The 21,246-nt window shown below is 39.7% G+C and carries 23 protein-coding genes and 1 tRNA gene; 13 read left to right on the top strand and 11 right to left on the bottom strand.

Annotation, left to right across the window (positions count from 1 at the left end; translation table 11 throughout):
- Positions 1-30: 30 nt before the first annotated feature.
- Complete coding sequence (locus QHT84_RS13215) at positions 31-1,752, top strand: sodium:solute symporter (RefSeq protein ID WP_283240047.1); 1,722 nt, start codon at positions 31-33, stop codon at positions 1,750-1,752.
- A gap of 49 nt (positions 1,753-1,801) precedes the next feature.
- Here QHT84_RS13215 and QHT84_RS13220 read toward each other — a convergent pair whose 3' ends face one another.
- The gene (locus QHT84_RS13220; RefSeq protein WP_283240048.1) at positions 1,802-2,656 is read right to left on the bottom strand and encodes a DUF2911 domain-containing protein; all 855 of its coding nucleotides are present in this window, start codon (positions 2,654-2,656) and stop codon (positions 1,802-1,804) included.
- Between the two features lie 134 nt (positions 2,657-2,790).
- On the opposite strand from QHT84_RS13220, the gene QHT84_RS13225 reads away from it, so the two are divergent.
- Genes QHT84_RS13225 through QHT84_RS13245 form a run of 5 tightly spaced genes read left to right on the top strand, consistent with a single transcriptional unit; the run spans position 2,791 to position 7,114 of the window.
- Positions 2,791-3,255, top strand: a complete 465-nt coding sequence (locus QHT84_RS13225) for an SRPBCC family protein (protein WP_283240049.1) — start codon at positions 2,791-2,793, stop codon at positions 3,253-3,255.
- Positions 3,256-3,261: 6 nt separating this feature from the next.
- Positions 3,262-3,660 carry a hydroxyisourate hydrolase gene (gene uraH, locus QHT84_RS13230; RefSeq protein WP_283240050.1) on the top strand — a complete coding sequence of 133 codons (399 nt, stop codon included), beginning with the start codon at positions 3,262-3,264 and terminating at the stop codon, positions 3,658-3,660.
- 2 nt (positions 3,661-3,662) lie between these two features.
- Entirely contained in the window at positions 3,663-4,361 is a 699-nt protein-coding gene (locus QHT84_RS13235; RefSeq protein ID WP_283240051.1) for an SDR family NAD(P)-dependent oxidoreductase, read from the top strand.
- 9 nt (positions 4,362-4,370) lie between these two features.
- Positions 4,371-5,657 (top strand): cryptochrome/photolyase family protein, encoded by a 1,287-nt coding sequence (locus tag QHT84_RS13240; RefSeq protein WP_283240052.1) that lies wholly within the window; start codon positions 4,371-4,373, stop codon positions 5,655-5,657.
- A complete protein-coding gene (locus QHT84_RS13245) occupies positions 5,657-7,114 on the top strand; it encodes a deoxyribodipyrimidine photo-lyase (RefSeq protein WP_283240053.1) in 1,458 nt (485 codons plus the stop codon). The genes QHT84_RS13240 and QHT84_RS13245 overlap by 1 nt, the downstream gene beginning before the upstream one ends.
- 7 nt (positions 7,115-7,121) lie before the next feature.
- Here the strand turns inward: QHT84_RS13245 and QHT84_RS13250 are convergent, their stop codons facing one another.
- The 4 genes from QHT84_RS13250 to QHT84_RS13265 form a co-directional block, all read right to left on the bottom strand.
- Positions 7,122-7,787, bottom strand: a complete 666-nt coding sequence (locus tag QHT84_RS13250) for an HAD family hydrolase (protein ID WP_283240054.1) — start codon at positions 7,785-7,787, stop codon at positions 7,122-7,124.
- A 24-nt stretch (positions 7,788-7,811) separates the two neighbouring features.
- Positions 7,812-8,534, bottom strand: a complete 723-nt coding sequence (locus QHT84_RS13255; RefSeq protein ID WP_283240055.1) for a tRNA threonylcarbamoyladenosine dehydratase — start codon at positions 8,532-8,534, stop codon at positions 7,812-7,814.
- A gap of 92 nt (positions 8,535-8,626) precedes the next feature.
- Positions 8,627-9,274 (bottom strand): TatD family hydrolase, encoded by a 648-nt coding sequence (locus tag QHT84_RS13260; RefSeq protein ID WP_321169635.1) that lies wholly within the window; start codon positions 9,272-9,274, stop codon positions 8,627-8,629.
- Entirely contained in the window at positions 9,274-9,861 is a 588-nt protein-coding gene (locus QHT84_RS13265; RefSeq protein WP_283240056.1) for a DUF1684 domain-containing protein, read from the bottom strand. The genes QHT84_RS13260 and QHT84_RS13265 overlap by 1 nt, the downstream gene beginning before the upstream one ends.
- Positions 9,862-9,977: 116 nt before the next feature.
- On the opposite strand from QHT84_RS13265, the gene QHT84_RS13270 reads away from it, so the two are divergent.
- The 6 genes from QHT84_RS13270 to QHT84_RS13295 all read left to right on the top strand — a co-directional run bounded on the left by QHT84_RS13270 (position 9,978) and on the right by QHT84_RS13295 (position 14,826).
- Entirely contained in the window at positions 9,978-11,210 is a 1,233-nt protein-coding gene (locus QHT84_RS13270) for an MDR family MFS transporter (protein WP_283240057.1), read from the top strand.
- 119 nt (positions 11,211-11,329) lie between these two features.
- Complete coding sequence (locus QHT84_RS13275) at positions 11,330-11,689, top strand: BlaI/MecI/CopY family transcriptional regulator (protein ID WP_283240058.1); 360 nt, start codon at positions 11,330-11,332, stop codon at positions 11,687-11,689.
- A 1-nt stretch (position 11,690) separates the two neighbouring features.
- Complete coding sequence (locus tag QHT84_RS13280) at positions 11,691-13,508, top strand: M56 family metallopeptidase (protein ID WP_283240059.1); 1,818 nt, start codon at positions 11,691-11,693, stop codon at positions 13,506-13,508.
- A 90-nt stretch (positions 13,509-13,598) separates the two neighbouring features.
- A complete protein-coding gene (locus tag QHT84_RS13285) occupies positions 13,599-14,477 on the top strand; it encodes a hypothetical protein (protein WP_283240060.1) in 879 nt (292 codons plus the stop codon).
- Positions 14,478-14,537: 60 nt separating this feature from the next.
- Complete coding sequence (locus QHT84_RS13290; protein WP_283240061.1) at positions 14,538-14,696, top strand: SsrA-binding protein; 159 nt, start codon at positions 14,538-14,540, stop codon at positions 14,694-14,696.
- A 56-nt stretch (positions 14,697-14,752) separates the two neighbouring features.
- Positions 14,753-14,826: transfer RNA gene (locus QHT84_RS13295), tRNA-Arg, on the top strand.
- A gap of 59 nt (positions 14,827-14,885) precedes the next feature.
- On the opposite strand, the gene QHT84_RS13300 is transcribed toward QHT84_RS13295, so the two are convergent.
- Both QHT84_RS13300 and QHT84_RS13305 read right to left on the bottom strand, forming a co-directional pair.
- The gene (locus QHT84_RS13300; protein ID WP_283240062.1) at positions 14,886-16,301 is read right to left on the bottom strand and encodes an MATE family efflux transporter; all 1,416 of its coding nucleotides are present in this window, start codon (positions 16,299-16,301) and stop codon (positions 14,886-14,888) included.
- Positions 16,302-16,316: 15 nt separating this feature from the next.
- Positions 16,317-16,844 carry an NUDIX hydrolase gene (locus QHT84_RS13305; protein ID WP_283240063.1) on the bottom strand — a complete coding sequence of 176 codons (528 nt, stop codon included), beginning with the start codon at positions 16,842-16,844 and terminating at the stop codon, positions 16,317-16,319.
- A 61-nt stretch (positions 16,845-16,905) separates the two neighbouring features.
- Between QHT84_RS13305 and QHT84_RS13310 the strand changes: the two genes are divergently transcribed.
- Positions 16,906-17,481, top strand: a complete 576-nt coding sequence (locus tag QHT84_RS13310) for a pentapeptide repeat-containing protein (RefSeq protein ID WP_283240064.1) — start codon at positions 16,906-16,908, stop codon at positions 17,479-17,481.
- Here the strand turns inward: QHT84_RS13310 and QHT84_RS13315 are convergent.
- The 4 genes from QHT84_RS13315 to miaE all read right to left on the bottom strand — a co-directional run bounded on the left by QHT84_RS13315 (position 17,478) and on the right by miaE (position 21,205).
- Positions 17,478-18,155 (bottom strand): ABC transporter ATP-binding protein, encoded by a 678-nt coding sequence (locus tag QHT84_RS13315; protein ID WP_283240065.1) that lies wholly within the window; start codon positions 18,153-18,155, stop codon positions 17,478-17,480. The two genes, QHT84_RS13310 and QHT84_RS13315, sit on opposite strands and share 4 nt — an antisense overlap.
- Entirely contained in the window at positions 18,156-19,412 is a 1,257-nt protein-coding gene (locus QHT84_RS13320; RefSeq protein ID WP_283240066.1) for an ABC transporter permease, read from the bottom strand.
- Positions 19,412-20,506 (bottom strand): efflux RND transporter periplasmic adaptor subunit, encoded by a 1,095-nt coding sequence (locus QHT84_RS13325; protein WP_283240067.1) that lies wholly within the window; start codon positions 20,504-20,506, stop codon positions 19,412-19,414. The genes QHT84_RS13320 and QHT84_RS13325 overlap by 1 nt, the downstream gene beginning before the upstream one ends.
- Positions 20,507-20,611: 105 nt before the next feature.
- A complete protein-coding gene (miaE, locus tag QHT84_RS13330; RefSeq protein ID WP_283240068.1) occupies positions 20,612-21,205 on the bottom strand; it encodes a tRNA-(ms[2]io[6]A)-hydroxylase in 594 nt (197 codons plus the stop codon).
- Positions 21,206-21,246 lie beyond the last annotated feature (41 nt).

A 21,246-nucleotide genomic window follows, 5' to 3' on the forward strand; every position in this document is an offset into this window, starting at 1 on the left:
TTTTTATTTTAATGCAGCTCTTCTTTTAATATGCAACAACTCGACTGGATTGTTTTATCGGTTACCCTACTTTTCATTGTCATCTACGGTGTGTACAAAACCAAAGGTAGCGCCAATGTAGAAGAATATATTCTAGGCAACAAAGAAACGCCTTGGTGGACTGTAGGTTTATCTGTTATGGCAACACAAGCCAGCGCCATTACGTTTCTTTCCACACCCGGACAAGCCTATCATGACGGAATGGGTTTTGTGCAGTTTTATTTTGGTTTGCCCATCGCTATGGTTGTTATATCGATGACTTTCATTCCGATTTATCACAAGCTAAAAGTTTTTACGGCTTACGAATATTTAGAGCAGCGCTTTGACTTGAAAACGCGTTCCTTTACCGCCATTTTGTTTCTCATCCAACGCGGATTGGGAACCGGTTTAACCATCTATGCTCCTGCCATTATTTTGTCTTCTATTTTAGGGTGGAATTTAACGCTGCTGAATATCATCATCGGAATTTTGGTGATTATTTACACCTTTGCGGGCGGAACTAAAGCAGTCAATGTGACGCAAAAGCAACAAATGTTTATCATCATGAGCGGTATGTTTATCACATTTTTTCTGATTTTACATTTACTGCCCAACGACATGACATTCTCTAACGCCATGCACATTGCGGGCGCCAACGACAAAATGAACATCCTCGATTTTTCGGTAGATCCTGAAAACCGTTATACGTTTTGGAGCGGTATTACCGGTGGTTTCTTTTTGATGCTGTCGTATTTCGGTACCGACCAGTCTCAGGTGGGTCGTTATCTCTCGGGCAAATCCGACAAGGAAAGTCAGATGGGATTGATTATGAACGGGTTTCTCAAAGTGCCGATGCAGTTTTTTATCTTACTTACCGGAGTGATGGTTTTCGTTTTTTTTCAGTTCAATCCGGTGCCGTTGCATTTCAATCCGGTGAATAAAAATGCGATTGAAAAATCGGAATACGCAGCCGAATATCAGTCGCTCGAAAAGCAATTGGCTCAATTATCCGAAGAAAAAAAGGAATACAATCTGTTGTATATCGATCATTTAAATCAAAATTTCGACAACCCTATTTTGCGTCAAAAACTCATTTCCTTATCGGGAAAAGAAAAAGATTTGCACGACCAAGCTAAAGAAATTATTGCGAAAGTAGACAGCAAAGCGGAGACCAATGATAAAGATTATGTTTTCATTTATTTCATTCTCCATTATTTACCATCCGGGCTCATCGGACTGCTTTTGGCAGTTATCTTATCGGCAGCCATGTCTTCTTCCGCATCAGGATTAACAGCCTTGGCCTCTACCACTGCTATTGATATTTACAAGCGAAATATAAAAGGCGAGAAATCGGAGAAACACTTTGTGAATGCCACCCGATATTTCACATTGCTTTGGGGTGTTATTGCCATACTGTTTGCTTGTGTAGGTACGCTATTCGAGAACCTGATTCAACTTGTAAATATTGTGGGATCCATTTTTTACGGAACGGTACTCGGGGTGTTTTTGGTCGGTTTTTACATCAAGTTTGTCAAAGCCAATGCCATTTTTTATAGTGCTGTTATCAGCCAAACCACCATCTTCTTTATTTATTATTACACCATTCACATCTATCCGAACGGTCAGGAAAAATTGGGATATTTGTGGCTGAACTTCATAGGTGCCGTATTAACCATTATTTTATCCGTGCTGCTGCAAAGCATAAGCAACGGAAAACAAAAAGTAACCGCATAAAAAAAACCGCAAGTATTCACTTGCGGTTTTATATTAATTGAAAAAACAATTATTTTTTACTCCACTCTCTGATACTGTCATTATTCATTTTTACATAATCGGCATTGTTGGCTTTTTCAGCAGCCGCTAACGATAAACGAGCTGTTTCGATAGCACCTTGCTTGTTTCCTAATTTAGCTTGGATTAACGACTTTAAGCGCAAATGCCAAAAAGGAACTTCCTCGGAAGATTTAGCCATTGAAACGGCTTTGTTGATATACTCCAACGCTTTATTCATATCGCCGTTAGATTGATAAAAATATTGCGCTGCCGAGAAATAATCTCCGGCAGTCGGGCCGGCTAATACTTTTTCAATGCTGGCCATCGCTGCTTTTTGGGTAGGCACTTCAAACTTGATCGAAGCCATGGTTTTCTCCCAAGAAATATCCAGCGTAGCACTGTCATTGGTGATGTTGTTGATGGAAATAGTAAATGTTTCCACATTATTGCCCAAAGCAATTGGATCAACATTGGTTTTGAAAGCTACCTTATTTTCGTTCCAATTCTCAGGCGTTCCCCAGTTGTCCGTATCGGTGTAAAAAATAATTTCCCACATATCGGCTTTAGGGGTAGTAAATAAAGCGTATTTTCCTTTTTTCAAGGTTGTTCCTTTAATGACTACATCTTCACTAAAAGTCACTGTGGTATTGGCATTGGCTCCGGTTCTCCACAATCTTCCGAACGGAACCAAATCACCAAAAACAACTCTTCCTTTCGAACTCGGTCTTGAATATTCAACGGTTACATCGGTTAGTCCAACTACCTGATTTAAAGTAGCCTTAGGACTTGGCTGTGGTGTTTTAACCTGTGCTTCAATAGTGTAGTTAGCAATTAAAACGGCTAACAAAAAAATAATTTTTCTCATGATTATGTATTTAGTTTGTTCAAAATTACAAATACTTCCTTTTTGAAATGTTAATTAAAACCTAAATGAAGCATATTTTGTTTAAACTTTTTTGATGCAAGTTAAACAAATATTACCTTTACCAAAAAATAGTGATGAAGATATATACTTTAAAGACAGTACAGCGGTTGCCGATTACTCTTGAGGAAGCTTGGCTTTTTTTTTCCGACCCTAAAAATTTAAATATCATTACGCCCGATTATATGGGTTTTAAAACCTTGTCAGGAGATGACCGAGCCATGTTTCCGGGACAAGTTATTCAATATACAGTGACTCCGGTTTTGGGAATCCCTATGAAATGGGTTACTGAAATTACTCATGTTATTGACAAACGCTATTTTGTTGACGAACAGCGCTTCGGGCCATACAGTTTTTGGCACCACAAACACTTTTTCAGAGAAATTCCCGGGGGTGTGGAAATGGAAGATATTGTTGATTATAAACTTCCCTTGGGGATTATCGGGCAAATAGTTCATCCGTTTCTGGTGCAGCCTAAACTCAAGGAGATTTTTGATTACAGACAAAAAAAACTAACCGAACTTTTCGGAACTTATAAATAGTACATCATGAAAAAAATAATCTTTGCCCTTTTATTTTGCAGCTCTTTTGCTTTTGCTCAAGAAAAATTTCAATTAAGCACTCATATCTTGGATATCAGCAAAGGGATTGGTGCCTCCTATGTTGAAGTAGAACTCAGAAAACAAGACAGTACTAATCAGAACTGGTTGTTTCTGGACAAAAAAATGACCGATAATAACGGTAGAATTAAAGAACTTCTTCCCATGAACAAATCAAATGTAGGAATCTATAAACTGATTTTTAAAACCCAATCTTATTTTGTGAAGCAACAACAAGAAAGTTTTTATCCTTTTATTGAGGTTGTTTTTGAAATTAAAGATAACGAACATTATCATGTGCCTATTACCTTGAGTGCTAACGGATATTCAACTTACAGAGGAAATTAATAATGAAAAACATAGTAATAATTGGGGGTTCACATGGTATCGGACTCGCCATCGCTAAAGAATTACAATATGAAAGTAAAGTCTTTGTGGCTTCGAGAACGAATGACTTATTGGCGGATATGAATGTGACTCACATCTCTTTTGATGTGACCACGGATACTTTAGACACCACTGCACTACCCGACGTTGTTCACGGTTTGGTGTATTGTCCGGGCAGTATTAATCTGCGTCCTTTTCGCGGACTCAAACCGGAAGTCTTTGAAAGCGACTGGCAAATTAACGTTATGGGATTGATTAAAGTAATCCAAGCGTTATTGCCCAATTTAACAGCGGCCGAACAATCCAGCATTGTGACCTTTAGTTCTGTGGCGGCCGGAATCGGCATGCCGTTTCATACCAGCGTGGCCGCGGCTAAAGGTGCTGTGGAAGGCTTTGCCAAAGCATTAGCCGCTGAATATGCTCCGAAAATGAGAGTCAATGTCATTGCACCTTCTCTTACCGATACGCCTTTGGCGGAAAAGTTTTTGAGCAGCGATGAAAAACGTGAGAAATCGGCGCAACGCCATCCGTTAAAACGTGTGGGCAATCCGGAGGATATGGCTCAAATGGCGCTATTTCTGCTCGATAAGAAAAGCAGTTGGATATCGGGACAAGTTTTCCACGTTGATGGTGGCATGTCAACTTTATCGGTAAATACTTAATTTTATGATATGACAGTATTTTGGTTCAGACGTGATTTGCGATTGGAAGACAACACAGCACTCTATCATGCTTTAAACGACAATGATGGAGTGTTGCCTATTTTCATTTTTGATAAAAATATCCTATCGCAATTACCTTCCGATGATCCCCGTGTGACCTTCATTCACAACCAATTAACAGTCATTCAGAACCAACTACAAAAAACCGGTAAATCGTTAGCGGTATTTCACGGAGAGCCTTTTGAAATATTTGGCAAATTGCTAAGCGAGAACGCCATCAACGCCGTTTATGCCAATCACGATTACGAACCGTACGCCCGCAAAAGAGATTTGGAGTTATACCAATTGTTCAAAGAACACCGAATTGAATTCAAGACCTGCAAAGACCAAGTCATATTTGAAAAAAACGAAGTGGTTAAAGATGATGGATCACCCTATGTTGTATACACGCCCTACTCCAATAAATGGAAAGAGCGCTTCAGAAATACACCTTTGGCTCATTTTCAATCGGAGGCGCTTTTGTCTAAAATAGCATCTCATTCTTATCCATTTCTATCTCTAAAGGATATTGGCTTTACTCCTTCTTCCATCACCGTTACTCCGTATGATGTTTCAGACAGTTTAATTGATAATTACGAGGCCACCCGCAACTTTCCGGCGCTTAATAAAACCTCTTATTTGGGGATTTACCTCCGCTTTGGTGCGGTTTCTATACGAAAAATGGTAGCCAAAGCGTTGCAAAGTAAAAACGAAACGTTTCTGAAAGAATTAATTTGGAGGGAATTTTTTATGCAAATTTTATGGCATTTTCCACATACGGTTCACAAAAGTTTCAAGGCGAAATACGATGAAATTGAATGGGAAAACAATGAGATTCTATTTCAAAAATGGTGTGAAGGCAAAACCGGCTATCCGTTTGTTGATGCCGGAATGCGGGAATTGAATACTACCGGGCACATGCACAATCGCGTGCGTATGATTGTGGCTAGTTTTCTGTGCAAACATTTATTGATTGATTGGCGCTGGGGTGAAGCGTATTTTGCGCAAAAACTGCTCGATTACGAACAAGCCAGTAATGTGGGCAATTGGCAATGGGCCGCCGGCAGTGGTGTTGATGCCGCTCCGTATTTCCGGATTTTTAACCCTACCGAGCAAATTAAAAAGTTTGACAAGGAGTACCGATACATCAAAAAATGGATTCCCGAATACCATTCACCAGCTTATCCTGAACCGATTGTTGACCACAAGGCAGCACGCGATAAGTGCTTGTTTCTTTATAAAAAAGCCGTTGGGTAATGAAAATAGTTTGGCTGAAACGAGACTTGCGATTATACGATCACGAAGCGCTTTTTCGGGCTTTAGAAACTTCCGGAAAGGTATTGTTACTATACATCCTCGAACCTTCTCTACAGCAGGATTGCCATTACAGCCAACGTCATTTCGATTTTATCAAACAATCTTTAGAAGAATTACAGGCGGAACTGCTGCCTTATCATACCCAAATATTGGTTGTAGAGGAAGAAGCCGTTACAGTTTTTAAAAAGCTAATCGAAATCATCCCTATTCAGGGTATTTACTCGCATCAGGAAACCGGAATAAAAGTCACTTACGAACGGGATTTGGCGGTAGCCGAAGTATTTAAAGAGCACGGCATTCCGTGGTATGAATACAGTAATAACGGTGTCATTCGCGGCTTGCAAAATCGAAAGCATTGGAAAGAAGATTGGTATGATACTATGGAAAAACCCTGCTTTCCGTTTAAAGCCGATAGCCGAAGTTTTATCAAGTACCGGGAACTCGAAGCCATTGAACACTTTTTTACCGTACCGAATCTTAAAACCGAAAAGAATACGCCTTTCCAAAAAGGCGGTACGAAAACCGGCTGGCGCTATCTGCAATCGTTTTTGGAGCAACGCGTTGAAAATTACAGTAAGCACATCTCCAAACCTCAGGAAGCCCGTATGGGGTGTAGTCGATTATCGCCTTATATTGCCTGGGGCAATCTGTCGATCCGTCAAGTATATCAAGCGGCGCTGCAACAATCTAAAAGCGGAAAATTCAAACGACAAATTGCCAATTTTGCTTCCCGATTGCGTTGGCAAGCGCATTTCATTCAAAAGTTTGAAATGGAATGTGAAATGGAGTTTGTAGCGGTGAACAAAGGCTATCGCAGCTTAAACCAACCCGTTCGTGATGATTGGCACCGGGCATGGACAGAAGGCAGAACCGGAGTGCCACTTGTGGATGCTTGTATCCGTTGTCTAAAAACGACAGGCTATCTCAATTTCAGAATGCGGGCTTTAATCGTTTCGTTTTACACCCATCATTTGTTTCAACCGTGGCAAAAATGCAGTCCGTTCTTGGCGCAACAATTCCTCGACTTTGAACCCGGCATTCACTATCCGCAAATCCAAATGCAGGCCGGTGTCACCGGAATCAACACACTTCGGGTATACAATCCGGTTAAAAATTCACAGGAACACGATCCGGAAGGCCTCTTTATCAAAAAATGGGTACCTGAGTTGGCTAACTTGCCTGCTCCTTTACTTCACGAACCTTGGAAACTGACTCCTATTGAACAGATTTTTCATCAGTTTACGCCGGGAGCCGATTATCCGTTACCGATTGTGCCCTTGGAAGAATCCCGAAAAAAATCATCCGACTTCTTTTGGAATATGCGAAAGGAAAACGCTGTGCGAACCGACAGTAAACGTGTTTTAGAAAAGCATACGTTTCCCGACAGATCCGAATAAAGGCTTACTAGGAATTGACTTTTATCGTTTTGATTCGATCAAAACTCAATTCATTAAAATGTTGGATGACCATATCGGCTTTCGAGTAATCCTGCATTTTTGAGTGAAAACTTTCGTAACCAATACAAAAGATACCGGCCGCTTTGGCCGCTAAAATGCCGTTGGTGCTGTCTTCAATCACGATACAATTTTCCACAGGGGTTTGAGCCAAAAAAGCTGCGTGTTGAAAAATTGCCGGATGTGGTTTCGATTTTGGGAAATCTTCGCCCGAAACAATATGCGAAAAGTAAGGATGCAATCCAAACCGATTAAAAATTCGGTGAATCGTTACCGTAGCCGATGACGAAGCCAAAACCAATTGCATGTCTTTGCTGTGCAATTCTTTAATCAAATCTTCGACACCATCAAGCAAATACAAGTCTTCTTTCTGATCAAACGCTTCATTAAATAGTTCCCGCTTGGTTTCAACCAAGGTGTTGACCTCCTCGCTCAGGTTAAATTGGACTTTCAAGCGTTCAAAAATATTTTTGGTAGAATTCCCGGTAAATGAGGCATACATTTCGGGAGTAACTTCAATATTTAGTTGTTTGAAATGTTGGTTATACGCATAATGGTGTACCGGTTCGGTATCCACAATTACGCCGTCCATATCAAAAATTACGGTCTGAATCATAGCAGTTTGGAGTTGAGGCTTACTTTATTTTTGTTTTTTGAGTAAATGTTTCACTACAGTTTCGGCAGCGTGCAAACCAAAAAGACACGGCATCCAACTGTTGGTACCGTAAAAGGATTTTTTAAAATTGGTACCATCCGTCATTTTAACACTGCTTTCATCGGGTCTTTCATACGAATATACTACTTTGACGCCGCTCGAAATACCCTCTTTTTTAAGACGCTTGCGCACCACTTTGGCCAACGGACAGTAATCGGTTTTGCGGATGTCGGTTACTTTAACTTTCGAAGCTTCGTACTTGCCTCCGGCGCCCATATTACTAATCACTTTTACCCCTTTGCGTTTGGCTGCTATGATCAAATTGAGTTTAGGGGTTACGCTATCAATGCAATCGAGTACATAATCAAACTCGGGAGTGACAATTTCATTTGCTCTTTCGGGAGAAAGAAATTCTTTCACTACTACCAAATTAAGTTCCGGATTGATGTCTAACAAACGTGCGGCCATCAACTCTACTTTAGGCAAACCAACCGTAGAATGTAAGGCCGGCAACTGGCGGTTGATATTGGTGATATCAACCACATCCCCATCAACAATGGTCATATTTCCTACTCCGGCTCGAGCCAGAAACTCGGCTGCAAAAGAACCGACACCACCCAAGCCAACAACCAATACGTTGGCATTTTTTAAATTATTTAATCCTTCTTCTTTAAATAAAAGCTCAGCTCGTTCTTGCCACTTTGCCATCAGAATAATACATTTTCAATTGTGAAGCTGCAAAAATAAGGATAAAAATGAAGGTGCAAAACTTCCTCACATTAAGATTGGCTCGATTGGAACTAGTACTCTTTAAAAATCGTTTTCCAATTGGCAGCGACTTGCTGTTGCAAGGTTTCTAAGGTCATGCCTTTGTATTGGGCTGCTTTGAGATAGACGTCTTCCAGGGTTTCTTCCATCATATCGGTTTCGAGTAAAAATCGGTCATTCGGTACCGATGCAAAAACGTCTTTGAGTTCCGGGTTCCGTAATAAATATTTCCCGAATGACAGATAAAATCCATGGTCGACCATTTGCTGGGCAACTTGTGCATTCTTCGAAAATCCGTGTAAAACAACCGGAACCGTAATGTGTAATCGGTTTTTAATCGCCACCAATTCCTGATACGCGGCTACCAAATGCAAGACCAACGGTTTTTGGTAGTGTTCTGCCAAGGCAATTTGTTTTTCAAATACGGCAATTTGAATTTCCATCGGAATGTCGATGCGTTTGTCTAAACCGCATTCGCCCAAAGCCCAACATTCGGGTAAGGCTAATTGGGTTTCGATGCATTGCAAATCGCTTTCCAATCGATTCTCGTCGATATACCAAGGGTGAATGCCTATGGAATATTGCGGAATGGCATCATTAAATGCCCAAGGATATTGGTTAACCAATTCGATTATATTGGCATTATTTGTATAATGATGGGTATGTAAATTGTACAACATCAGTCGTGGAATTTCTTTACACCGGCCAAAATTTCAATCGGCAAATCGTTTTCCAACGGAACAATCGGGCAGGAATACTTGTGATTGTAAGCGCAATATGGATTGTAGGCTTTGTTAAAATCGATGACAACCGTTTCCGATTTCGGAATTCGCATATCAAGATAGCGACCTCCTATATAACTTTCCTTGCCGCAAGTCAAATCGGAAAACGGCAGAAACAGATAATCCTCATAACCTTCTTTCTGAATCAAATCGATATTTTGATATACGTTCAATTGAAACGCTTGGCCGTCAATAGCAAAATGAAGCTCGCCGTATTTAACGTATTCCGGCAATCGGGAACTCGTGGTTTTCATCTTAAACACTTTTTCGTTGGGTGTTCGAACAAATTGAGCCTGCACAATGAACTTTTCGGTTATCGGATAGAAAGACAAGCCCTTGAATACTTTAAAGTCTTCCTCGGTCAACGGACTGTCTTCCCGGGTGGCAAATTCTTTATTGAGATTATTTTGAAATTCCTGCGCTTTTTCTTGTGAGAGCAACAGGGAGGCTTGAAATAACAAGATAAGAAAGCATAATTTTTTCATCGGTCACTTTTTAACAAAAATAGTACAAAAAATGTTGGCAAACTCAGAAACTTACGCTGATAGAAACTCTCAATCTTCGTACCTTTACGACATCAATCAATCATCAATCATGCTCCATGCTTAAAACGGCTTTCCAACGCTATATTAATAATTTCAGAGGATTCTCCCGTGAAATTTGGATACTTACCCTAATCACTTTTATCAACAGAGCCGGCACCATGGTATTACCCTTTCTGTCAAAATATTTAAAAGAAGATTTAGGGTTTTCCAATGGACAGATTGGTTCGGTGTTGGCTTGCTTTGGGATTGGTTCTTTGGTTGGTTCGTGGCTTGGCGGAAAACTCTCTGACAAAATTGGCTTTTACAAGATAATGATTTTCAGTTTGTTGGCTACCGGAGTCCTGATGTTTTTCCTTCAGTTTATCCATAGTTTTATAGGACTTTGTATCGGTATGTTTCTCATGATGAGTATTGCCGATATGTTTCGCCCGGCGATGTTCGTTTCACTTGGTGCCTATGCCAAACCCGAAAACAGAACCCGCGCACTGACTTTGGTTCGATTGGCCATTAATCTTGGTTTTGCGGCCGGTCCGGCTTTGGGTGGTTTGATTATCATGGGAATCGGCTACAATGGTTTGTTCTGGATTGATGGCGCGACCTGTATTGTGGCTATACTGATTTTTTGGATTAAGGTAAAAGAAAAGAAGAAAACAGCTTTCAGAGACAAAGAGCATCCGGGAGAAGTGCTAACCCATTCTGTATTTAAAGACAAACCCTTTCTCCTATTTATGTTTACGTGTTTGGTTACAGGGATTTTGTTTTTTCAGGTCTTTACCACCATTCCGCTCTATCATAAAGATCAATTTAACTTAACCGAATTGCAAACCGGGTTGTTGCTCACCATGAACGGTTTGTTAATCTTTTTCCTCGAAATGCCTATCGTAAGTTATGTGGAACGAAACCATATCGATAAGATTAAAGTGGTGGCATTGGGTTGTTTTATGATGGCCATCAGTTTGTTTTTGATGCTAATCAATACTTGGGCCGGTATATTGATTATTATGATGTTGTTTATGACTTTTGGGGAAATGTTCGCTTTTCCATTCTCCAACTCTGTTTCCCTGAGCCGCGCTCCAAAAGGGCACGAAGGTCGATACATGGCGATTTACACCATGAGTTACGGACTTGCCCATATACTGAGTGCCGAAATCGGCATGCATGTAATAAACTTGGGGTATCAAACCAATTGGCTTCTAATGGGCAGCCTTGGCTTGGTTGGCTTGTTTTCCGGTATTTGGGTGTACCGACTTGTAAATCAAGAAAATAACCTTAAAACAATCAAATCCTAAAGGCCATAATTCTCTTAAATTCCTTAAATTTTAGTTAAATAACTATAATTATAGTTGTGTAACTAAAAAAATAGTTATACGTTTGTTTTGTCATAATTGATAGACCAAAAAAGAGAATCATGCAAAAGTTAACAAACAAAGAAGAAGAGATTATGCAGATTTTATGGAAGCTGAAAAAAGCTTTTGTAAAAGAAGTTTTGGCCGAAATTACCGAAGATCAACCGCATTACAACACGCTCTCTACCATCATTAGAAATTTAGAAGAAAAAGGTTTTGTAGGACACCATGCTTTTGGCAATACCCATCAGTACTACCCTATTGTAAAAATGGAAGACTACAGAAAGCGCTTTATGAATACGGCTATCGAAAATTATTTTAATAGCTCGTACAAAAATTTAGTTTCCTTTTTTGCCGAAGAAGAAAAAATTTCGGCCGAAGAACTCCGAGAGATTTTAGCGATTATCGAAAAGAAAAAATAATATGGAAGCGCTTTTCCTATACCTTTTAAAATCGAGCGGCTTAATTGCTTTGTTTTACATTGCCTACTATTTTTTAGTGCAAAAAGAAACCTTTTTTAACAGCAATCGATGGTTTCTGATTACCGGTTTGTTTACGTCATTACTCCTGCCGCTGTTTTCGTTTACGAAGATTGTCTATGTTGAGCGCCCTAAAATTCGCTTGGAAGACTTAGTGGCGTATGCTAATGATACCAATGCCACACCAAAAATAACCGCTGTTGAAGCATTTGATTGGATGCAATTAGTTTGGGTTAGTTACATTATTATTGCTTTGCTTTTACTTTCGAAAATTGTAATTAGTTTAGTGTCTCTATTTCAAATGCTTTATCAACAGCAAAGAATTAAAAATGAGAACTTTACACTTGTCGATTTAAACCATGATATTGCTCCATTTTCCTTCTTCAACTATATTGTATTTAACTCTTCTTTGTATACCCCCGAAGAATTACAAAGTATACTATTACACGAAAAGGTACACAGCAGTGAAAAGCATTCTATCGACATGATGATTGCCAAGCTGTTTTGCATTCTCTTTTGGTTTAACCCGTTTGTTTGGCTGTATAAAAAGGCCATCATGCAAAATTTGGAGTTTATCGCCGACCATAAAGCCATGCATCAACTTGAAGATCCTAAAGTATATCAACGCGCCTTACTTAAAGCAGTTACTCATCAAAACTGTTTATCCATCACCAATAATTTTTATCAATCATTAATCAAAAAACGAATCGTTATGTTAAACACCCATCCATCCCGACGAAGCAATTCTTGGAAGTACACATTAGTAGTTCCGGCATTAATCGGATTTGTGCTTTTGTTTCAAATCAAAACCGTAGCACAAGAAAAAGAGACTGAAATCGAACTCGGTAAAGCCCTGCAACACCGGGAAGAAGTTCGATTAGTAATCAATAAAAATTCGACCGAAGCCGAATTGAAAAAAGAAGCCAAACGGTTGAAAGAGAATCATGGCATCACCTTAAAATGCTCTAAAATCAAACGCAATGCCGATGGTGAAATCACAGCCATTAAAGTGGAATTTAAAGATAAAAACGGAAACAAAGGTGTTTCTCACGTAGCCGGAAATGAACCGATTGCTCCGATTCATTTTTACAAAAAAGGAGACGCTGTCGGATTTGGCAAACCCAAAAACAACGTAAAAGTGTATGCCAACGTTCCGGGCGTGAAAATTAATGAAGGTGATGTTTATGCCTTCAACTTCAACGACAGTGTGCCGGGAATAAAAGATTTCAATTTTGATTTTGATGTCGAAATCCCTGAAATGCCCGAAATCCCGAACATGCCCGAAGATCTTGGTCATATGACATGGCAAGACGGCACTGCTTCGAAAATAATTATCAAAAAAGGCGATAAAAAACCAATGGTAATTGTTAACGGTAAAGTACTCTCTGACGAAATTGAAATTGAAAAAGCATTAAAAGAAGGCAATGGTCAATGCAGTATTGTCATCGACAGTGATACGAATGGCAAAGACAAAAAGGTTATCATTAACGGTAAAGACATGTTGGCCATCCGAGCCGAAGCTATGGAAAGTGCAAAAGCTCAGATGAAAAAAATGAAACCCATCATGAAAGAGCAAATCAAAATAGCCAATGGCGACTGGAAGCGTGTAAAAGAGGAGTTAGAGCGCGCTCGTCCGGAAATGGAAAAAACGAAAGTCGAGCTCGAAAAAACAAAAGCAGAGCTTCTCAAAACAAGAGACGAAGTGGAAAAAGTGAAAGCCGAAATCGAAAAAGCCAAAGCCGAACTTCAAAAAAAGAAATAAACGTTAAAGTTTTGCAAATCAATTATACCGGTGAACGGTAACTTTTTAAGTTTGAATCAGCAATTTCTGTCTAACACAAAATTTAGCACTATGAAAAGAGTATTGAACCTAGCATCGATTCTTTTATTGTCAACTTTAGTAGGTTTTGCACAAACAAGCAAGCCTCGGGTTTGGAGGCCCAAAGCAGCTTCCGATAATGTAGTGATGACCTGGAACAAGAACACACCCGAAGAGGAAATGAAAGACGACATCAAAGCGCTGAGTGAGTATGGTGTAACCATAAAATACGCGAATGTAAAACGCAATTCGGCCAATGAAATTATTGCTATTGATGTTTCCTTTGAAGACAAAAACGGACACAAAGGCACTTTGAGCTACAACAACACGAAACCCATTTCGGTAATTAAATTTTACAAACAAGGCGAAGAGGTTGGCTTTGGCGAACCGGAGAACTCGTTCGGCGGAAGTCCTTTTGCCAACGGAATATCGGATAACGATTTTTTAAAACAATTCAACTTCAATTTTAACGATGGTGAAGCTCCCGGTGAACACTTTAAATTCGATTTCCCCGGAGATGCTTTGGGTAAATCCGGTTCAAAAATCATTATCAAAAAAGACGGCAAAAAGCCATTAGTTATTGAGAATGGTGAAGTAACCGAAGGCGGCGATGATTACACCCCGGAAGAGATTGAAGAAATTAAGAAAAATAACAAAACAGAAAACTTTAACCATGATGACATTTATCACTTCAATTTCAATGGCCCTGATGGTTTGGCTGAGCAAATGAAAAAAATGCAACAGCAATTGGACGAGTTAATGAAACAAAAAGACAGTAAGGACGACAAACAGGCTAACGAGAAAGCCTTGGAAGATTCTAAAAAGGAATTAGAGAAAGCCAAAGAAGAACTCGAAAACGCTAAAAAAGAACTCCAAAAAACGAAATCCCGTTTGAAAACACAAAAAGTATAACAAAGAAAACCGCTGTTCAGCGGTTTTTTTTTATCTTGGTCAATATCAAAGCAAACCATTATGTTTACCATTTTAGCAAAACTCAATAAGCTCATTTTACCGAGCTTTACCAAACAACAATTAGATTTAACCAAAGCCAAAAAATGGCAATTGGCGATTATTGCCTGGCGCTACTATGTTACTTCGAGAGCATTGGATAACAAAAAAATATTGCTTTAATTTTCACAATCGATTTGCAAGTTTGTCAAATATGCCTATATTTGCAGCCACAAAAAGGCCTCGTGGCGCAACTGAATAGCGCATCTGATTACGGCTCAGAAGGTTACAGGTTTGAATCCTGTCGAGGTCACAAAAAAACGCTCAAAGATTTGAGCGTTTTTTATTTTTAAATCTTTTTATGCTTCCATTTTACACTTCAACGACCTTCCATTTCCCTTTTTTGAAGAAGTAAAACGCCAATACCGCTAAAACGGTTTCGGCTGCCGGAATGGCAATAAAAGCACCAACAGGCCCAAGTTCTAAATACAAGGCTAAAAACCAAGCCAACGGAATCTGTATCATCCAAAAGCAAAAAATATTAATCCACGTCGGCGTTTTAGTATCACCGGCTCCGTTGAGCGACTGAATCATCACCATGCCGATACCATAGAAAATATAGCCTAATCCTATGATGCGCAAGGCCTGGCTTCCGTACTGCAGTATCACTTCATTGGCAGTGTAAATCCCGATAATCGCTTCGGAAAAACACACAAATAAAAAAGTCACCAAACTCATGAATATCACGTTGTACCGGGTAGTCAGCAGTACGCTTTTTTCGGCACGTTCGGGTTGTTTGGCTCCCAAATTTTGTCCTACCAAAGTAGCAGCTGCATTGCTTAAGCCCCAGGCCGGAAGAATAAAGAACACTACATTTCGTATCGCAATTTGATAGCCGGCGCTCGCATCGGTACTTCCGGTAATGGAAACAATGTACGTTAAAATAATCCAACTGCCGCTTTGGATAAAAAACTGAAACATAGCCGGAGTTGATATATTCAACAGCGATTTGACGATTTCAAAATCGGGTTGGAAATACTTTTTATAAATTTTAATCGTTCTGCTTTTCAAAAACAAATGCCAACATTGATACACTACTCCTATCGTTCTGCCCGTAGCTGTGGCAACGGCCGCTCCGGTCAAACCCAATTCGGGAAACGGACCGTATCCGTAAATAAGTAACGGACATAAAACAATATTAATTAAACTGGCCAACCACAAGCTTCGCATGGCCATAGCAGCATCGCCGGCACCCCGAAAAATTCCGTTAATTAAGAATAATAAAATAATAGCCGGACTACTGGCAAAAATAATTTGCGAAAAAGCCGTTCCTTCGGCAATCACCTCGGGCTTTGCTCCCATGATTCTCAGGATATCGGAGGCAAAATAAAACCCTAAACCGGCTACTACCAAGGAAATTAAAAATGAAATCCAAATGGCTTGCGCCCCGGAACGAGAAGCGGCTTCAAAATCTTTTTCGCCCACACGACGCGCTACAATGGCTGTGGCGCCCGTACTTAAGCCAATTCCTAACGTATACACCAAGGAAATCACGGCTTCGGTAAGTCCGACTGTCGCCACAGCTACATCGGCATTGGGCAAATGCCCCACAAAATAAATATCGACTACGGCAAAAACCGATTCCAAGCTCAGCTCAAGTATCATGGGAATCGCCAACAAAACAATGGCAATTTTTACATTGCCTTGGGTGTAGTCGTGTGCTTCGCCTTTAAGCGATTGTACAATAAGATTAAAAATTTTACTGATTTTTGATTGATGAATGGTCATATTGATTGATTGTTTTTATGATTGATAAAAATTCCGAATTACATTCCTGACGGAAACAAAGCCAATTTTTTCCAAGTCGATTGCCTCCCGACTAATCCAAACCAGCGCTTTGATTTCATCTTCGGCTTTAACGGTGATGACTTCAGACTGGAGCGAATATTCATAAAAAATATCCAGTGTTCGGTACGCCACATTTTTATACAAGTAATTATTGGGTGCCGTGGTTAGGTACCGAAGTTCCGAAGGCATTACATTCAGCCCAATTTCTTCTCTTATTTCCCGGCAGGCTGCTTCTTCTGCAGTTTCATTGGGGTCAATAAAACCACCGGGTAAATCGAGTTTCCCTTTGTCGGGTTCTACATTGCGTACCGTAAACAATAGCTTGTTTTCAAACGTAAAAACAATGGCCACCGCAGCCGCAATATTGTGATACAAAACAAATCCGCAAGCACTACAATCCAATTTAAAATTATTGGAATAGTGCACGTTTTGTGAACCGCAATGCGGACAAAACTTAAAAAAATCGGTTCCGATAGGTTGCATACACTTTTATTTCTGGGTCAATATTACAAAAATTAGTAGCTTTATCGACCAAAAAAAGCGTATGCACCCCGATTATATTACAGACCAGGAATTTCAATTCGACATCTTTGACGACGACAATACCCAATACAAGGAATTTGAAAACTGTACGTTTCGTCATTGCGACTTTACCAATTGTACCTTTAAAACGGTTTCGTTTGTAGATTGTAATTTTATGGATTGTAATTTTAAAGAAGCCAAAATCAATTATGTTTCGTTTCGCGGGGTTTGGTTTACCAAATGTAACTTTACCAACGTAAATTTTGCCATGACTGACCAAGTCATTCACGAATTCCACTTTAAAGATTGTTTGTTGGATTATGCCAAATTTTATGCGTTGAAATTGCGCAAGATTCAATTCATCAATTGCAGTCTGATTTCGGTTGATTTTATGGGCTGCGATTTAACTGAAGCGTTATTTGATAATTGTAATTTAAGAAGAGCCGTTTTTATTGATACCATTGCCAACAAAGCCGATTTTTACACCAGCTACGACTACGCTTTTGATCCCGAAAAAAACAAAATCAAAAAAGCGGTTTTTGCGACCGAAGGCTTAAAAGGATTGTTGGAAAAATACGATTTGATTATAAAAGATTAAGGGATAATCCTTCCGTCTTCCATGGTGATGGTTCTTTGCGTTCGGCTCGCAAAATCATTGTCATGCGTAACCACTAAAATCGTTTGGTTGTGGTCCTGAGTCAGATGCTTGAAAATATCGAACACAATATCGCTGTTTTTTTTATCCAAATTTCCGGTTGGCTCATCGCCCATAATAATCAAAGGATTGTTGATTAGAGCCCTGGCAATGGCCACACGTTGTTTTTGGCCGCCACTCAACTGATTGGGCATTTTTAAGGCCTGATCCTGCATCTCGAGCGTTTTAAGATGTTCCATAGCGTTATGTTCAATTTCTTCTTCCGACAATTTATTGAGCTTCATACCCGGCAGCATTACATTTTTTAAAACATTATATTCCGAAAGCAAATAGTGAAACTGAAAAACAAAACCAATATTTTCGTTTCTGATTTGAGCCAATTCTTTATCAGATTTACCGGTTACCAATTCTTCATGCATGTAGATTTCTCCTTCATAATCGGTATCCATAGTAGAAAGCAAATAAAGTAAAGTCGATTTTCCACAGCCTGATTTTCCCACAATGGAAACAAATTCGCCGTGATTAATACTCATGTTAATTGATTTCAAGACCTGAAATTGAATCGGGTCGTAAAAGTATTTGGTCAAACCTTTGGTTTCTAAAACAATATTACTCATTTATTTTCCTCTAATGATTTCCACCGGATCTATTCGGCTGGCTTTCAGCGCCGGAAATAACCCGGCAATAAAAGTAGTAACCAACGCAAAAGCAATTCCGATAACATAAAACATCGGATTGTAATTGATAGGATACGTTTTGATGGTAGGCAACGCTGCGGTGTTAAACGGAACCGCATCGATAATACTTGAAAAAATATAACCAAACACCAATCCCAAAATACCGCCGGCGATACCTATGACCATGGAAAGGGAAATAAAAATCCACTTCACATCATTTCCTGAAAATCCGGTGGCTTTGAGAATCGCAATGCTGTCCATCTTTTCAAAAATCATCATATTCAAAATATTGTAAATCCCGAAACCGGCCACAATCAACAACACGATACCCACGGCGTAGGAAATAATGCTTCGAATAGAACTCCCGGTTTCAAATTGCGAATTGGTCGTTTGGTAATCTATGGTATCCAAATTGTATTTTACGGCAAACTCCTCAGCCAAAGCCGGCGCCGTGCTGATATCATAGGTTTTCACCTGGATATCGGTAATATAATTAGTAGGTTCGCCTAACAATTTTTGAGCGGTAACTAAGGATGTGTAGCTCATTACATCGTCTATTTCGGAAATGCCGACCTGCGAAATCCCGACAATTTTTAATGACGCCAAATTGCCTTTGGAAGTTGTGACTTTAATGATATCACCTTTTTTTAATAACATCTTGTCAGCCAATCCTTTTCCGATAATAATACTGTTGTTCTGCAGCAAATCGGCTACCTGACCTTCAATGATGTATTCGCTGATTTTGAATAATTTTTCTTCTGCCAATACCTCAATACCATTGATAATACCCGAAATTTCGATCGTACCCGAATTGAAAAAAACCGGCGCTGTGATTTTCGGGGCTACATCCACTATACGCGCATCCTGTTTTAAATCGTGTATGATTGATTTGCAGTTGTAGATGGCTTTACCTCGATCTTTTGGTTTGACCGAAGCGATGAAATTGGTATTGTTTTTATAGTTTTCCGCATACGATATCGGTTGATTTTCAGAAGGTTTGATTTCGTTATACAAACGAACATGTGGCGTACGATTGAGCATCAAACCGTCGAGTAAATCATTCATTCCGTTCATAAAACTCACCAACGTTATAAACATGGCAATACCGAAAGTAACACCTACGCCGGCCACTACCGTTTGTTTCAATCGCGCCCGCAGCAAGTGTAATGCAATATTGATGATAAGTTTAAAATTCATTATTTCGGTCTGTAGATGGTTTCTTCTGCGGTCAATCCGTCTAAAATTTCAACATGCTGGTAATCGCTGAGCCCAATTTTTACTTTGCGTTTTTCATCGCCATTGACTAAGACATATTGATTATCAATCAAATAATTTCTGGGAATAGTAAGTGCCTCTTTTTTGGTTCTGATTACTATGTTGGCTTCAGCCGTGAGGTTTGGGTATAACTTTTCCGGTAAGGTAACAAAATGCGCCTCTATTTTGAAAGTACGCGAACGAACATCCATAATCGGATAGATTTTATCCACGGTAGCTTCAAATGCTTTGCCTTGATAACTGTCCATAGTCACAATTAGTTTTTGTCCTAATTTCACCCGAACCATATCATTTTCATCGACATCCAATTCGAGCAGGTACGCATTCTTTTCGCCGATAATGGCCAAAGGTGTTTGCGGATTAACCAGTGTACCTTCTTTAACCAATACATCAAACAGTTCACCGCCAATGGCACTTTTAACCGTGAAATCACTCTGTGATTCTTCATTGAGTTTAAGGTTGATGTTACTGCGGCGTTGTTCGTTTTGCAATTGCAATTTTAACTGAGAAAGCTGCTTCAGAGCCGCTTCATAATTGGATTTAGAATTTTTGTACGCCAACTCCACTCGCTCATATTCGACTTCTGAAATAATGTTGTATTGTTTGATATTCTTGTTGCGATTGTAAACCGATTGATCTAATGCCAGCTTGTCTTTGGCTGCCTGTACTTTGGCTTCCATCTCGGCAATTTTATCCTGAATATAACGACTGTTTTCATTGCTCAACTGATACGCCAATCGGGCATTTTCGGTACTTAATGCCGCTTTATCACTTTCAATTTGAAACAACGGCTGTCCCATCGAAACCGTTTGTCCGGCCGTAACCTCTATTTTTTGCAATACGCCGCTAACCGTAGCATATACGGTATATTGGTTTTCGGACTTGACCACACCCGACGCATAGACACTTTCGGTGATGTCGCCTTTTACGGGCTTGATTTCACCATTATCACTTTTCGAACAGGATATAATTAGAAGGAGAAAAAGAGAGCAACAGCAGGGATGGAAAAACTTCATTACTGTAGAGATTACGCGTTGAATAAGCCAAATTTACAATAATTGACCGGTAAGAAGCCTAACATTTGTCATAAAAAACCCCTCATAAAGAGGGAATTGTAATCATTAACCGTGAACCGTTTCTTTGGTACCGTACCTAGCGATGACTTGGGCTTCAAAATCCAACCATTCCTGCCAACGTTTATCAACGTCAACAGTCTCGGCATATTTTCGGGCAAAACCGATAAAAGTTGTATAATGCGAGGCTTCGCTCTCCATCAAATCGCGGTAAAATTTCGCCAGTTCGGCATCTTTAATATTTTCAGACAATACTTTGAAGCGCTCACAACTGCGGGCTTCAATCATGGCAGCAAAAAGCAAGCGCTCAATCAAACCACTTTCGCGGCTCCCATCGGAAGACTGCTTCATGTATTTGGCCAACTCGTTAGCATAATCGTCTTTGCGCTCTCGTTCAAGTGTTAAACCCCGCTGTTTGATTATATCGTGAACCATTTTAAAATGCTCCATTTCTTCGATGGAAATGGCCAACATCGCGGTCACCAGATCTTCTTTTTCCGAATTATTGATGATGAGATTAATCGCATTGGTGGCGGCTTTTTGCTCACACCAGGCATGATCGCTCAGGATTTCTCCGATGTTGCTTTCCACGATATTCACCCATCTCGGGTCGGTAGGCAGTTTGAGTTTGAGTACTGACATACAAATGATTTAAAAAAACCTTCAAAATTACTTTTGAAGGT

The organism is Flavobacterium sedimenticola, from assembly GCF_030053345.1.
Lineage (GTDB): Bacteria > Bacteroidota > Bacteroidia > Flavobacteriales > Flavobacteriaceae > Flavobacterium > Flavobacterium sedimenticola.